The sequence below is a fragment of the Nostoc commune NIES-4072 genome (assembly GCF_003113895.1).
GTDB lineage: Bacteria > Cyanobacteriota > Cyanobacteriia > Cyanobacteriales > Nostocaceae > Nostoc > Nostoc commune.
This window is the reverse complement of record NZ_BDUD01000001.1, coordinates 6,392,885-6,406,134: the sequence shown is the minus strand read 5'-3', so window position 1 is coordinate 6,406,134 and position 13,250 is coordinate 6,392,885. Positions and strand designations below refer to the sequence as shown.

Here is a 13,250-nt window from a genome sequence, read left to right as displayed (position 1 = left end):
TTCCAGATATTTAGAATATAGTATTTAATTTTTTGATAGTAAATATTAACTAGATAAATCCAGTAAAGTCAGCATGGAAAAACCAATTTTTTGATGTTAAATTTTGAGTATTGCCCAAATTTGTTGACTTTAATCAACAAAACCATTTATTTTTCGTGGCAATATTGTTTTAGGAGTGAACGTGAGTACTATTTTTTTCCGTAAAAGTGTTTTTTGGTTGCCAAGTATAGCTGCTCTTACAGTCCTGAGTAGCGGCTTATCTGCAAGTGCCCAGACAGTTGACAAGGTGAACAGTCAAGCATTAACCGACCCTTCCCCAACCGTAGCGTCTCCCAACGAGTTTAGTACAGAACTAGACACTGTAAGCCAAAATCTCTCTACAGAAACAACTGAAACATTTACAGCAACAAATTTAGCTAAGGTACAGCAGTCCCCAAACCTTGCGATACAGGAAAATGCTAATCTAACGTCTACACCCATTCCAGGCACAGTGGCAACATCATCTGCAACACTTACCTCTGAGTTTGTAGAACCGACTTCTCAAACTACTTCTCAACCATCTGCTACCAAAGTGGCACAATCGGATATTGATTTAGGTAGAACTACCCGTGGTGGCAGCAGCTATATTGGCGTCGCTGCTAACATTGGTTTGAGTGGTGGGGACTCATCTTTGGGTGACGGTAACTTTGCAGTAGTCAGCAAAATTGGACTGACCAATGCTATATCGGTGCGACCCTCAGCCGTATTTGGGGACAACACCACAATTTTACTTCCTGTCACCTATGATTTTACCTTCAAGCCAGCAGATGCTTTTAGCGAACCGTTAGCGATCGCACCTTACGTTGGAGTGGGTGCAGCTTACAAAACTGGTGATGATTCGCAATTAGCCTTTTTGGTAACTGGTGGCATTGATGTGCCTCTAACTCCTCAATTCACTGCAACGGCTGCTGTGAATGCCGGGTTTTTTGATGAAACTGATATAGGCTTATTGTTAGGAGTTGGTTACAACTTTAGTGGCCTTTAAGAGTTAGGAGTTATGAGTTAGAAGTTAAGAGTTAGTGATGTTTCACTCATAACTCCTGTACAGACGCGATTAATCGCGTCTCCTAACTTTTTACTTGGGGGTAACTTTGTCAATTACCTTGATTTTGCCATCGTCTCCTACTGTCCAAACATCATAAACACCGACGACATCGCCGTTAGCATCAACATCTACATTGCCACTGGCTCCTTGATAGTTAATCTTTTTACCATCTTTAAGTAACTTCAATCCCTCGCAGACATCGGTAACTTCTGTGCCAGGCCCATCAGCCACTTCACGGATTTTGCTAGCTATACCAACTCCTGTATTTTGTTTAGCAGCTTGTGCAGCCAACGTCAATAAGGCAGCCGCATCCCAAGCTTGAGGAGCGTATTCTCCTGGCGCACCACCCTTTTTATCCTTCCATAGCTTGTTAAAAGCTTCTAGTGCTTTACCATCGGAACCAGGTACTGTACCGATCGCTCCAGTTAAAATATATTTATCACCATCTTTGCCAACTTGTTCGGGAAAAGTAGGTGATTTCACTCCATCTGTCAGCAAAATTTGTACTCCCTTCGTGACACCTTGCTGATAAGCGGCTTTTAGGAACAGACTACCAGTTTCAGCATACAGTACAGCTAGGACTGCATCTGGTTTACCAGCAAAAGCAGCCGCCGCTTCTGTATCAAATGTCTGAGCTTTCGGATCGTAGCGAACAGGCTTATCTTTATTAACTATAGTTCCACCCAATTTTTCAAAAGTTTGCACAAATGCTTTTTCAAAGCCAACGCCATAGTCGTTATTAATCACAACTGTAGAAACTCGCTTGAAACCTTTTTTATTGGCAAGTTGCGCTAAAGCTAGTGCTTGGTAAGTATCGGGGGGAGCAGTACGCGCCCAAAAGCCTTTATAGTCGCCTTTTTGGGCCTTTTCAGTAAAGACAGGACTGGTACTACCAGGGGAAACTAGCATGACTTTATTCGGTGTGGCAATGGAGACTGCTGCACTAGAAACGCTACTGGCAAAGGAGCCAACAACACCTGCCACTTTATCTAAAGTTGCAAGTTTGGTCATACCAGCTGCACCAGCTCTGGGGTCGGTTTGGTCGTCTACTTGTACCAAGGTAACTGGTTCGCCATTCACCCCACCGCAAGCGTTGACAGTCTCTACGAGTAAAGGAACAGAACCTAGCATCTGCTGTCCAACAGAAGCTAAGTCGCCTGTTGTCGGTAGCAGGGAACCAATTTTTAGCCCTTTATCACTGCTTGTAGTAGTTGAGTTTGCTGCTGGGGTAGCGGTACTTCCGGTGTTAGCTGTGCCATTGGGGGTACTATTATCACCACAAGCCCCAACTAGGAATCCAATTGCTAGGGTAGCTATACTGAAGGTTAAGGCGGCACTAATCTTTTTCATAAGTAACTTTGACTCCTCAGATATTTAGGAGCCTAAAAGTAAGATTCAAACTAGATTTTTATATTAGCTGTATCTTATCAGGACTCCAAAAGATAAATCATATCATCCATCTTTCGGAGTAGAAATATTTACACTAGATTAGTATTATTGTTCTACACAGAACTTACTCTGTGTATCATAGGTATCTATCAAAGGCTGGAAAACGGAGAGGGAGGGATTCGAACCCTCGGTACGGAGTTGCCTGCCGTACAACAGATTAGCAATCTGCCGCTTTCGACCACTCAGCCACCTCTCCATGACTCACGAATATCAATGTTATCAGATTTGTTTGGGAGAGTCAATAGTCATTAGTCATTGGTCATTGGTTGTTGGTTATTTACAAAACCTTAAGGACTAATGACTAATTATTTAAAGGACTTGCGATCGCATCCAAGCCAGGGGCAAAGTGCGTAACTTTTTCCACTGGGGAACGTAAGCCCGTTGACTGAACACATCATAATCGTTGCGTTCAATCACCTCCAAAATCTGACCATACAGCATTGATGCTGCCCATACAGGCCAACGGGCATCAGATGCTAAATAAGTAATTCCCTGGTCGGATGTGCTATAGAATTGACGGGCCCGTTCAATTTGAAAGCGCATCAGCGCCCGCCAACGATCATCTACCACACCTTTGAAGAAGTCTTGCTCGGTGTAGTTGAATTTTTCCAAGTCCTCAAGGGGAATGTAGATTCGCCCCCGTTTGGCATCTTCTCCCACATCCCGCAGGATGTTGGTGAGTTGATTGGCAATTCCCAGAGCGATCGCTTCTTCTATGGGAACATAAGGTTGTTTGTTCTGCTGCCACGGAGCGGTGTATATGGTGCTATCTACACCCATAACTGCTGTTGACATTAAACCAACAGTGCCAGCAACGCGGTAACAGTAGAGGTATAAATCCTCAAAGGTTTCATAACGACTGCGATATAAGTCCATGCGCTGACCGGCAATCATATCCCGAAAGGGCTGAATGTCCATCGGAAAGCGCTGGAGGGTATCAACTAAAGCGACATCGTAATTTTCTAATGGTTGTCCCGCAAAAATCGATTCCAGCTGCTGTTCCCATAGGTCTAGGGTTTCTGGCGTGGTAATAGCAGATGCGGGCCCATCTACCAATTCATCTGTACGGCGACACCAAGCGTAAATTGACCAAATAGATTGACGCTTTACCGGACTCATTAGCAAAGTACCCAGGTAAAAAGTCTTGGCATACTTTGCTGTGAGATGCCGACAAAGTTTGTATGACTCGTCTACAGAGACCAGCGTTTTCATGCGCGGGGGGGAATCAGGCAGTTGCAGCATTCGTTGCGGGCGGTCGGGTGAGCGTTTGCAGGTTTGAGGAATTTGCTACCGGGAGAGCCTCAGAAATGGCCTGCGCTGTCAGCTTACCAGAAAGTACGGCACCTTCCATACTGCCTAAGTAGCGTTGCATGGTATAACTTCCAGCGAGATAGAAGTTGGCAATGGGCGTAACTTGTGCTGGACGGTACTGTTGACGACCAGGGGTCGCTTTGTAAACTGAACGCGGCGTTTTCACCACATGAGATTTCAGCAATGTTGCTGGATTGTCTCCCCCAAAGTGATCGGGGAAAAGTTTTTCCAATTCAGCAAGCGTTGCAGCCACAATCTCCTCATCAGATTTGGCAATCCAATCTTTTGCCGGAGCTAGAACTAATTCCAGCATTGAGCGATTGGGGTTGGCGTATTCACGGCAGGTATTGCTCATATCAGCATAAACGCTTAGGAGGGGCGATCGCGAAAAAAGCAAGTGATCAATTTCTGTAAGTTTCCGGTCAAACCACAGATGCAGGTTAATCACTGGTACTCCTTCCAAGCCTTCTAGCTTCTGGAAAAACTCCATAAGCTTCCAAGGTTTAGGCAACATGACCTTTAAAGGGTCAACCGACATCGCAGATACATACGAATCTGCTGTGATAACTTCATCTTCTGCCCCATTTAAGCCTCGAATCAAATATCCTTTTACCGTGCCATCGGCGTTGAGCAAAATCTCTTTCAAGGGGGCATTCAAGCGCACTTCTCCACCGCGCTCTGTGATGTAATCTACGATTGGGCTGCATAGACGTTCTGTAGGAGAACCATCCAAAAATGCAATCTTGGAGCCATACCGTTCTTGCAGAAAGCGATTCAGTGCAGTTAACAGAATCGTTGCCGATACTTCATCAGGATTGATAAAGGTGAGTGCTTTACATGCGGCAATAAAAACGTCACTAGTTACCCGCTCGTCAACACCTTGCCTTTTCAACCAATCTAAGAAGCTGTATTTATCCATCTCTTCAACATACTTCTGACCCCGAACCACTGCTGGAAGGAGGCCAACTGCAAACCGAATCTTCTGCTCCCAAGTCAACATGTCTTTGTTGCGAAGAATCGATGCAATCACGTTGAAAGGAGATGGAATATCTGGAACATCAAAACGTGAGAGTGTCCCAGGCTTGTCTGGTTGATTGAAAATCAACGTATGATCTTTCCACTGGAGTCTGTCTTCAATGCCCAACTCCTTGAGCAATTGGAGCATATTCGGATATGCTCCAAAGAAGGCGTGTAACCCGGTTTCGTACCAGTCGCCGTCAGAGTCTTTCCACGCCGCAACAAGACCACCCAATACGTCCCGGCTTTCCAAGACAATGGGAGTGTGACCTGCGTCCGTGAGATATTTTGCGCAGGAAAGTCCTGCTAGACCAGCACCCGCGATCGCTACTCGCATTTAACCCTAATGCCCTTCAATATTTCTTAATGGTTTTGTCGATTCTCATTATACGTTGCAAACCGTAACATTTGGCAGTTATTGTGCGATCGCTCCTCCAAAAAACTTTTGCCAAAGGGAATTTTACCTACGCGCACCTACCCAACAAAATTGCCAACACCATTGTTGATAATAGGTTTTGGCGAACATTTCATCTAGATTTATATGCAGGAAATTTAGGGAAACAAAAGTAATTCCTTTGAATGAAATAAGTAATCTTAAACGTGGTATTAAACGAGTTGATTTCTTTGGGAATCTATGTATCTGTTTTGAGAAGATATAGGAATCCGGTTTGATTTGGAGAAAATATACGTAGGATGTGTTAGCACGGAGAGTACGGCATCAAACTCGTGTTCATAGTGCGTTACGAACTCCGTTCTAACACACTCTACAATACTTAATTTCGTTCAAAAATCAAATAGTAATCCTATATCTCGAACAGTAGTGAAAGGCTACCAGTTGATTTCCAGGATACTTTTATTCGGCAAACATTTAATTGGTGTAAAAATAAAGACTAAATATATTTTACTTAAGTATTTTTGCTGTTACATCATGGTGACAATTGTGGAAACTGAAGACTAAACTCATTACCACATAAGTTACCTAAATACATTTTAGTAGAGAAGAGGCTCGAAAGTCGTGCTGCATTCCATAGTCAGTTCGGGCAAATTCTATTTGTAATATTAAACGGTCTTTATCAGTAGGAGTAATTCCTTTATGAAAACAAAGCGGATCTTCCACAAATCCAAAACCAGCTTTGCCACAAATCTTTACTAAAGATTCAGAACCATAATAATCGATGATTTCTTCATCTGTCTCTCGTTTACGTAGCCAAAGATATGACAGCTTCTTCTTATTGTGACTACCACGAACACAGATATGAGGCCCGCTTTGATCATCTACATCAGTCAAATAAAAGAAAAATTTTATAAACCGATAATCGTCTATATCGTAATGAAACAATTGAGCAGCTTGGCTTTTTTGATGATACGTTGTTTCTCCTGAAAAACTCCACCACATCATATTCCCTTGATGTACTGCTTGAGCGTTTAAATATCTAGTAGCTATTGCCAATAACTTTGGATCATTTTGAAGTTTTTTTATAGCAGGGCAAAGCAAAGATGTATTAAAATAACTACCGATTATAAAATTTTTTCCTGACTTGAGTTGAGCTTGTTCCTTTTGATGATAAAAGAAACCCATATTTGTTTTTCGATTCCCATAGCAAACTGTTGAATAAGCAAATTCGACTATTTCTTTAACAATCTCTTGGGGTAAATTAATTCCCAAATATAATCCTTCAGTTTGGAGGGTGTTAACAACGTCGTCTACATTCACATTCACATCTGTGAAACAACTATTGCTCTCATTAACAACTGATGAAGATAATTTTTTTGAGGATTTTAACAAAAATATCATTATAGTTCGCCCAGTTTTAAATCGAGCAATTTTACGCATTAAAAGCCATCTTGGATTTTTAGTCAATCCTTTATAATTTTCATAACAAATATTATAAAATTTGGAAAAAATTCTATCTAGATAGTTGTTGAATAAACTTATAGACATAAGTATCCTGAGATTCAGATGGTAGGATGCGTTCACAGAGGGACTCCAAAGGAGTACCGCAAAAATCCTTTTGCGGTAAAACTAATCTATACTTACGTAAGTAATATCATGTAATTTAACTCTAAATTGTGAAATAATGAATAATATTTGCCGTGAGTATATTTACTGTTTATTTTTATAAGTTAGTCTTTTTTAAAGAGTTACTGAGAGGTTCAAGGGTATTGAACATAAAGTATTGTTCAACAAGTAGGAAAGCAAACAAAAAATTCTTTACCTTCTGCCTCTTAAAAGTTCCCACTCCCGATAAAAGTGTAGAATCAGGGTTTATGTCTTCATAGGTTGAACATCCCAGTTGTTTGCTACACAAGTATAGGTAAAGGATTATGCCAATATCGCAGGAGCTAAAACGCTTTGGACATCACCTGATTCTAGGTATTTCTGGCACGACGTTAAGCGATGACGATAAACGCGCCCTCAATGAATTGAGACCGATTGGGGTGATCTTTTTTGCCAAGAACTTTTTGGATAGCACTCCATATCAAGTTTGGCTAGAAAGCTTCAAAAATTTAAACAATCAGATACGAGAATATACTGAACGTGATTCAATGTTTATGACTTTGGATCATGAAGGAGGTCGTGTGATTCGTACACCACTGCCGATTACGCGGTTTCCTCATGCGTTGTTGCTGCGATCGCACGCCCGCGAAGTAGCAAAAGCCACAGCAGTAGAATTAAAATCACTAGGAATAAATTTATCCTGGGCACCTGTAGCAGATATTTTTTCCCATCCCCACAACCCCGTCATTGGATCTCGTGCCTTTGGTAACACTCCCGAAATTGCTGCAAAAGATGCTCGTGAGTACTACCTTGGACTTCAAGAGTCAGGAATTTTGGGATGCGCCAAACATTTCCCCGGACATGGAGATACCAGCAAGGACTCTCACATTGAGCTACCAATACTGAATTTAACTTTAGAAGACCTGCGACTTCGAGAACTTATACCTTTCAAAGCCTTAATCGAAGTACAGATTCCTTTAATCATGACTGCCCATATTCTATTTCCTAAGATAGATGCTGATGTACCAGCAACGCTTTCTCAGGCTATTCTCAAAACCATCCTTAGAAAGGAACTTGGCTTTGAGGGAGTAGTTGTATCTGACGACTTAGATATGAAAGCGATCTCAGATATGTTTATTAAAGCTGGTACTGTAGGGCAGTCATTTCATGCAGGCTGCGACCTATTTATTGTCTCGCGTAATATTAATTCATCATCTATTGAAAGAACTTATCAAATTGCGGAGGATTTCGTTGATTCCCTTAGTAAGGGTAGCTTGGATGAATCAGTAGTGGAAGCAGCCAAAGAAAGAATTGATAAACTACTGGCAGTAACACCGCAATATCCCGTAAATGCTCTGGATAAAGATATATTATTGCAACATGCTCAACTAGCGATCGCTAGTTCCTATTCATAACCTAATGTGTATTCAAGTTGCATATTAGCAATTGCCAAAAAGTTGGCTAGGATTGTATTTCTTAATTTTAAATTTAAAATTTTTAATTTTGAATTACTTAATGGGTGGTATAGGAGTCGAACCTATTTCTGCGGGTTAAAAGCTCGCTGCACAGCCGTTATGCCAACCACCCTAGTTAATTTAAATAAGAAATGAGCAAGTGCGATCGTATACTTACATCGCAACCTTTGTAACGCCAACACTAGATATAAATCCACCAGGGAGGTACTGCCCCTCCTATTTCTGTGTTATCAGCACAGCGCCTCGCTTTTCGGCTTCAGGTGGAAAAAAGGAAGATGGAGGAATTGTAGCTTGCTTCCCGTAGGGTACCCCTACAGTTGCCCATACCCTGGTTTTCAAGACCAGTTGCCGTCCATTGAGCAGCATCTTCCATTCAAGGGTATCTGACGGGGCTTGAACCCGCTATGACTGGTTCCACAAACCAGCGCCTCGACCACTTTGGCTTCAGACACCATCAGTGGAATCAATGGGAATTGAACCCATAACCTCCTGCTTGCAAGGCAGGCGCTCTAGCCATTTGAGCTATGACCCCATCAAACAAGTGAAAAGAGCAGAATAAAAAGTACTAAAGAAAAAGAAATAATTAAATTCTTTATCCCCGCATATTCACCAATACCCCTGGCTGGATTTGAACCAGCAACCTCTTCGTTCTAAGCGAAGCGCCTCTTCCGTTGGGCTACAAGGGCATATCGGGATGGCAGGATTTGAACCTGCGACTCCATGCTCCCAAAGCATGGCTTCTGGCCACTGAATTACATCCCGTTGGTACTCCTGGTGGGAGTCGAACCCACAATCAAACAGATTTTAAGTCTGCCACCTCTTCCAATTGGGCTACAGGAGCAAGTTTTGGTACTCTTGGTGGGAATTGAACCCACAACATACCGTTTTTGAAACGGCAGCCTCTTCCAGTTGGGCTACAAGAGCAGGTTTGGCAGCCCCGCCAGGACTCGTAGCTTGCTTCCCGAAGGGTACCTGGAATCTTCGCCTTCAAAGGGCGCTATGTTGCCAATTACACCACAGGGCTTTATTGCCAGGGCAGGGTTTGAACCTGCAACCTCATCGTTCAGAGCGATGCGACTTACCAATTCGTCCACCCGGCAATGATTGGCTGCCTCAGTAGGACTCGTTCGCGTTAGCGTTCCCGAAGGGTACCTACAACCGCGCGGTTAACAGCCGCTTGCTCTACCATTGAGCTATGAGGCAACGAAGCCCCCCAGGTCGGAATCGAACCGACGACCTCCTGTTCTTCAAACAGGCGCTAACTACCAACTGAGCTACCGGGAGATAAGGAGGAGAGATGGGTTTTACCCAGTGGACTGGTTTAATTCAACTCGAATCAGCCACTCCATCATCTCTCCCATGTAACGAGAGTGGAGGGATTTGAACCCTCACGTCTTCAGTTTCGTAGACTGAGATGTTATCCAGTTACACCACACTCTCAAAGCGGAGAGAACAGGATTTGAACCTGTGACGGGTAAACTACCCGTTTCCTCTTAGCAGGAGGACGCTTTAGGCCACTCAGCCACCTCTCCATAGTGCGTCGAGCAGGATTTGTAGCTTGCTTCCCGCAGGGTACCTGCGTGCAAAAAAGAACAGTTTTACAGACTGTCGCCTTCAGCCAGACTCGGCCACCGACCCATAATCATTCCCTCGACGAGAATTGAACTCGCATCTGTGCTTTGAAAGAACACTGACTTAACCATTCGTCCACGAGGGCATAATTGACTGGATTTTAGATTTTAGATTTTAGATTTTGGATTAAATTTTTTAATCTAAAATTGTCTGACACAGGGACTAGGATTTGAACCTAGAACATCGGATTTGGAGTCACGAGGTGTTACCGTTACACCATCCCTGCATTTGGTGGCAGTGGCGGGATTTGCACCCGCATATACCAGGGTATGAACCTGGGGCTTTGCTGATTAAGCTACACTGCGGAAAGCACCAGAGGCTGAGGTGAGATTTGAACTCACGATATCGGTTTTGCAGACCGACGCCTTCGACCGCTTGGCTACTCAGCCATTTGGGAGTCCCGACGAGATTCGCACTCGCAATCTTCAGCTTGAGAGGCTGACAGCTTAAACTATTCGCCTACAGGACTACAACCAGGGTGACGGGATTTGTAGCTTGCTTCCCGCAGGGTACCCGCAACATTTCCGCAGACAACGGAACGCTCTAGCCAGTTGAGCTACACCCCGATTTTTTGGAATCTGTGCCTAAACTTTTAGGTTTTTAAGCACAAATTTGTTTGGTGAACTTGCCCATTTCTTATTTAGTTTTCAAGGTTCAGAAAAATTACTTTTAACTGTTAGAAACTGTTAGGAAAACAACCGAAACTCTAGGTAGCAAGCCTGTTGTGTATTACGGATGTATTCTCTAGTTTTGCTAAGTGCAAACTCAAAACTTTTTTCGTTTATTGCTTCTACTACCGATGGTTTGCAAGTAGAAACAGCTTTATTGACTGGGGACTTTGGTTTATTCCAACGCCTGTCTTTTAGTTGTACGTAGAACATGACTTTTACCCTTGAGAAGCTTTGTCTTTCGCCTCACTACATTTATACTACAAAATACTACAAGAGGTGTCAAGTGGTTTCAGAAAATTTTTTGAAATTGCCTAGAAAAGCTTCTGCACTTATATTTGAGCTTGCTAAACCCTCTGAAAGGTCAAACTACAGCTTATGATTGGGTGAATCTTTAAAAGCCTGACGTGACAAACAACTCCCTCAAGCGACAACAGATAATTAGTTTTGTCGCGATCGCCTCTACGATTACAGCTTGTAGTATCAGTCCACAACTGGGGTTGAACAAGCCTTTAAGCAAAAGCCATATTGGACAAGTTCAAGCTCATCCAGCAAAGAGCCAAATTAATGCCCAACTACCGCCAGTCAAAGTAGAAAACCCTACTTTTACAGTCCCAGCTAAATTTCAGGGAAAAACAGTTTATAAGATGCAACCCAGCAATAACGAAAAGGTTATTGCTCTAAGCATTGATGATGGGCCGTGGCCAAAGACAACCCTAGAAATGCTAGATATCCTGAAGCAAAATGATGTTAAAGTGACATTCTTTTGGGTAGGGCAAGCCTTACAAGCAAATCCTGACATAGCCAAGCGTGAGGTAGCTGAGGGACACGCCATTGGCAACCATACTTGGCATCATTGGTATCGACAAATGGATGAAGCCACAGCCAAGAGTGAAATTGATCGCACAGCCGATCTGATATACAAAACTACAGGAGTGAAAACTGCTCTGTTTCGTCCTCCTGGAGGCTTTTTAAACAACGGACTAGCCGCTTACGCCAAAAGCCAGAAAGACGCTGTAATTATGTGGTCGCTAACTTCAGCCGATACTGATCCTCACGCCAAACCGCAAGCATTTGTCAATAATGTATTAAAAGGTGCGAAACCAGGTTCTATTGTTTTGATGCATGACGGTGGTGGCGATCGCCAAAGAACTGTACAAGCATTGCCACAAATCATCAGTGGACTCAAACAGCAAGGCTACCGATTTGTGACAATTCCCGAATTGTTAAAAATGGCGCAATAAACGGGGAGAAATTTTACTCCCCGAATTTTAGATTTTAAATTTTGGATTTTGGATTATTCAATCTAAAATCCAAAGTTTATTCGCTCATGACAGAAGCACAACCTTGAGATTCTTGCCAGAGTTTGTGCAAGAAGAACTCAGCGCGATCGCTCATAGTGGTGAAAAACACACCTACAGCATCCTTAGAACTATCTAATAGCCAAGAACCCCGCAGGGTGACTTCCATATATTCGGCATCGCAGGTAGAGAGGGCAATAATTTCTCCGTCATCCCTTTTTACCTCAGCCTTAAGCACTTCTACTCCTGGTAAATCAACAGGAAGCAAAAAGGAAGCGGTACTGGGTTCAATACATAAACTTTGCCCAACTCGCAGGGCTAAAATCACTCGTTGCGCTACCCATTCTTCTAGCGACAGAGTGAGACATTCCAAATAAAAGCTGCTTTCTGTGTAAGTTAATTTCAGCATTCCTTATGCTCTCCTGTTATTCCAGGCTTCCTTGCATATCTATCCAAAACTGTTCGGCAAAAGAAATCGCGGGGTGGATTGGTGCTTTTGGCTTGGTACGCAGTTGCATACCAGCCTCAAACAGGGTGCGATCGCCTTTACGGGAGTTACATCTTTCACAAGCTGTGGCTACGTTATCCCAAGTGTGAGAACCGCCTCTTGATCGCGGCATCACATGATCTAGCGTTAGATGTTTGCCGCTACCGCAGTATTGGCAAGTGTGATGATCTCGTCGCAACACTTCCCGCCGATTCACTGGCGGAATTTTCCACATCCGCTCATTAGAACTAATTGTTAAGCGAATGTGTTTTGGCACATCAATTACCAAACTGGGTGAGTGAACTCGCCATCCGGCTTCTGTGGTAAAACCTAGCGGTTGAGCTTTGTCTGTTAGTAACAGCACAATCGCCCGCTTGATATTGATCCGACACAGTGGCAAGTAATTTTGAGAAAACACCACCACAGATTGCTCTAACACTTGCATTGCGTTCGCGCCGCGCATTGAAGATATCGTCACAGCTTAACTCCTTATAAAAAACCCCCGCTTCAAGTTTTCGGTGAAGCGGGGGTTGGAATTGACCGGAAAATTTTCTGGTCTCATATCGGTACAGTATTCCTTTGTCTGTACCCCCCCGTTTCTTCATCTAGTTCTGGTTTTGCAATCAGCGTACTAATGCTGAGATGTCTAAAATCATAATTACCCTCTGTGATTTGCCCATGATTTCGGCTACCATCGCCCATAAATAAATACTCCACTTCCATAGCAGCCGATTCCCAACCGGTTCGGCAATTGGTGGCACACAAAATTGAAGTAGAGATGGGGTAAATGGATTTCACAGAAAATTTCACCTATTGAATATCGCTTT

The 13,250-nt window shown here is 43.2% G+C and carries 11 protein-coding genes and 21 tRNA genes; 3 read left to right on the top strand and 29 right to left on the bottom strand.

Annotated features, from left to right (window positions below; all coding sequences use genetic code 11):
• The first annotated feature begins 181 nt into the window (after positions 1–181).
• A complete protein-coding gene (locus tag CDC33_RS28595) occupies positions 182–1,024 on the top strand; it encodes a hypothetical protein (protein WP_109012744.1) in 843 nt (280 codons plus the stop codon).
• Between the two features lie 90 nt (positions 1,025–1,114).
• Here CDC33_RS28595 and CDC33_RS28590 read toward each other — a convergent pair whose 3' ends face one another.
• The 5 genes from CDC33_RS28590 to CDC33_RS28570 all read right to left on the bottom strand — a co-directional run bounded on the left by CDC33_RS28590 (position 1,115) and on the right by CDC33_RS28570 (position 6,803).
• Positions 1,115–2,434 carry an ABC transporter substrate-binding protein gene (locus CDC33_RS28590; protein ID WP_109011794.1) on the bottom strand — a complete coding sequence of 440 codons (1,320 nt, stop codon included), beginning with the start codon at positions 2,432–2,434 and terminating at the stop codon, positions 1,115–1,117.
• A gap of 203 nt (positions 2,435–2,637) precedes the next feature.
• A tRNA-Ser gene (locus CDC33_RS28585) sits at positions 2,638–2,729 on the bottom strand.
• 113 nt (positions 2,730–2,842) lie between these two features.
• Complete coding sequence (gene crtB / locus CDC33_RS28580) at positions 2,843–3,775, bottom strand: 15-cis-phytoene synthase CrtB (RefSeq protein WP_109011793.1); 933 nt, start codon at positions 3,773–3,775, stop codon at positions 2,843–2,845.
• On the bottom strand, positions 3,759–5,198 hold the full coding sequence (gene pds / locus CDC33_RS28575) for a 15-cis-phytoene desaturase (RefSeq protein ID WP_109011792.1): 1,440 nt from the start codon (positions 5,196–5,198) through the stop codon (positions 3,759–3,761). The genes crtB and pds overlap by 17 nt, the downstream gene beginning before the upstream one ends.
• A gap of 642 nt (positions 5,199–5,840) precedes the next feature.
• Positions 5,841–6,803, bottom strand: a complete 963-nt coding sequence (locus CDC33_RS28570) for a phytanoyl-CoA dioxygenase family protein (RefSeq protein ID WP_109011791.1) — start codon at positions 6,801–6,803, stop codon at positions 5,841–5,843.
• A gap of 383 nt (positions 6,804–7,186) precedes the next feature.
• On the opposite strand from CDC33_RS28570, the gene nagZ reads away from it, so the two are divergent.
• Complete coding sequence (gene nagZ / locus CDC33_RS28565; protein ID WP_109011790.1) at positions 7,187–8,275, top strand: beta-N-acetylhexosaminidase; 1,089 nt, start codon at positions 7,187–7,189, stop codon at positions 8,273–8,275.
• Between the two features lie 101 nt (positions 8,276–8,376).
• Here nagZ and CDC33_RS28560 read toward each other — a convergent pair.
• The 21 genes from CDC33_RS28560 to CDC33_RS28480 form a co-directional block, all read right to left on the bottom strand.
• Positions 8,377–8,447: transfer RNA gene (locus CDC33_RS28560), tRNA-Lys, on the bottom strand.
• A 266-nt stretch (positions 8,448–8,713) separates the two neighbouring features.
• Positions 8,714–8,787, bottom strand: a tRNA-His gene (locus CDC33_RS28555).
• 6 nt (positions 8,788–8,793) lie between these two features.
• Positions 8,794–8,867: transfer RNA gene (locus CDC33_RS28550), tRNA-Ala, on the bottom strand.
• Positions 8,868–8,948: 81 nt separating this feature from the next.
• Positions 8,949–9,021: transfer RNA gene (locus tag CDC33_RS28545), tRNA-Leu, on the bottom strand.
• 3 nt (positions 9,022–9,024) lie between these two features.
• A tRNA-Pro gene (locus CDC33_RS28540) sits at positions 9,025–9,097 on the bottom strand.
• A 1-nt stretch (position 9,098) separates the two neighbouring features.
• Positions 9,099–9,176 (bottom strand) — tRNA-Leu (locus tag CDC33_RS28535).
• A gap of 6 nt (positions 9,177–9,182) precedes the next feature.
• Positions 9,183–9,259 (bottom strand) — tRNA-Leu (locus CDC33_RS28530).
• Between the two features lie 5 nt (positions 9,260–9,264).
• A tRNA-Gln gene (locus tag CDC33_RS39200) sits at positions 9,265–9,359 on the bottom strand.
• Between the two features lie 3 nt (positions 9,360–9,362).
• Positions 9,363–9,435, bottom strand: a tRNA-Gln gene (locus CDC33_RS28525).
• Positions 9,436–9,440: 5 nt separating this feature from the next.
• A tRNA-Asn gene (locus CDC33_RS39195) sits at positions 9,441–9,538 on the bottom strand.
• A 6-nt stretch (positions 9,539–9,544) separates the two neighbouring features.
• Positions 9,545–9,619, bottom strand: a tRNA-Phe gene (locus CDC33_RS28520).
• An 81-nt stretch (positions 9,620–9,700) separates the two neighbouring features.
• Positions 9,701–9,775: transfer RNA gene (locus CDC33_RS28515), tRNA-Arg, on the bottom strand.
• A gap of 4 nt (positions 9,776–9,779) precedes the next feature.
• A tRNA-Ser gene (locus CDC33_RS28510) sits at positions 9,780–9,867 on the bottom strand.
• A gap of 4 nt (positions 9,868–9,871) precedes the next feature.
• Positions 9,872–9,973, bottom strand: a tRNA-Tyr gene (locus CDC33_RS39190).
• 7 nt (positions 9,974–9,980) lie between these two features.
• A tRNA-Glu gene (locus CDC33_RS28505) sits at positions 9,981–10,051 on the bottom strand.
• Positions 10,052–10,121: 70 nt separating this feature from the next.
• Positions 10,122–10,193 (bottom strand) — tRNA-Trp (locus CDC33_RS28500).
• A gap of 3 nt (positions 10,194–10,196) precedes the next feature.
• A tRNA-Met gene (locus tag CDC33_RS28495) sits at positions 10,197–10,272 on the bottom strand.
• Between the two features lie 11 nt (positions 10,273–10,283).
• A tRNA-Cys gene (locus CDC33_RS28490) sits at positions 10,284–10,356 on the bottom strand.
• Between the two features lie 3 nt (positions 10,357–10,359).
• Positions 10,360–10,436 (bottom strand) — tRNA-Glu (locus CDC33_RS28485).
• A 4-nt stretch (positions 10,437–10,440) separates the two neighbouring features.
• Positions 10,441–10,533, bottom strand: a tRNA-Asp gene (locus CDC33_RS39185).
• Positions 10,534–10,653: 120 nt separating this feature from the next.
• Positions 10,654–10,848, bottom strand: coding sequence for a hypothetical protein (locus tag CDC33_RS28480; RefSeq protein ID WP_109011789.1), 195 nt, complete (start codon positions 10,846–10,848; stop codon positions 10,654–10,656).
• Positions 10,849–11,042: 194 nt separating this feature from the next.
• Between CDC33_RS28480 and CDC33_RS28475 the strand changes: the two genes are divergently transcribed.
• The gene (locus tag CDC33_RS28475; RefSeq protein WP_109011788.1) at positions 11,043–11,879 is read left to right on the top strand and encodes a polysaccharide deacetylase family protein; all 837 of its coding nucleotides are present in this window, start codon (positions 11,043–11,045) and stop codon (positions 11,877–11,879) included.
• A gap of 76 nt (positions 11,880–11,955) precedes the next feature.
• Here CDC33_RS28475 and CDC33_RS28470 read toward each other — a convergent pair whose 3' ends face one another.
• The 3 genes from CDC33_RS28470 to CDC33_RS28460 all read right to left on the bottom strand — a co-directional run bounded on the left by CDC33_RS28470 (position 11,956) and on the right by CDC33_RS28460 (position 13,233).
• Positions 11,956–12,345: an alr0857 family protein gene (locus CDC33_RS28470; protein WP_109011787.1), complete on the bottom strand. Its 390-nt coding sequence runs from the start codon at positions 12,343–12,345 to the stop codon at positions 11,956–11,958.
• Positions 12,346–12,361: 16 nt separating this feature from the next.
• The gene (locus CDC33_RS28465) at positions 12,362–12,868 is read right to left on the bottom strand and encodes an HNH endonuclease (RefSeq protein WP_109012743.1); all 507 of its coding nucleotides are present in this window, start codon (positions 12,866–12,868) and stop codon (positions 12,362–12,364) included.
• A 113-nt stretch (positions 12,869–12,981) separates the two neighbouring features.
• Entirely contained in the window at positions 12,982–13,233 is a 252-nt protein-coding gene (locus tag CDC33_RS28460) for a hypothetical protein (protein ID WP_109011786.1), read from the bottom strand.
• Positions 13,234–13,250: the final 17 nt, after the last annotated feature.

Coding starts and splice junctions, on each gene's coding strand:
- CDC33_RS28590 (WP_109011794.1), bottom strand. CDS start 2,434: ATGAAAAAGATTAGTGCCGCCTTAACCTTCAGTATAGCTACCCTAGCA.
- crtB (WP_109011793.1), bottom strand. CDS start 3,775: ATGCTGCAACTGCCTGATTCCCCCCCGCGCATGAAAACGCTGGTCTCT.
- pds (WP_109011792.1), bottom strand. CDS start 5,198: ATGCGAGTAGCGATCGCGGGTGCTGGTCTAGCAGGACTTTCCTGCGCA.
- CDC33_RS28570 (WP_109011791.1), bottom strand. CDS start 6,803: ATGTCTATAAGTTTATTCAACAACTATCTAGATAGAATTTTTTCCAAA.
- nagZ (WP_109011790.1), top strand. CDS start 7,187: ATGCCAATATCGCAGGAGCTAAAACGCTTTGGACATCACCTGATTCTA.
- CDC33_RS28480 (WP_109011789.1), bottom strand. CDS start 10,848: ATGTTCTACGTACAACTAAAAGACAGGCGTTGGAATAAACCAAAGTCC.
- CDC33_RS28470 (WP_109011787.1), bottom strand. CDS start 12,345: ATGCTGAAATTAACTTACACAGAAAGCAGCTTTTATTTGGAATGTCTC.
- CDC33_RS28465 (WP_109012743.1), bottom strand. CDS start 12,868: ATGCAAGTGTTAGAGCAATCTGTGGTGGTGTTTTCTCAAAATTACTTG.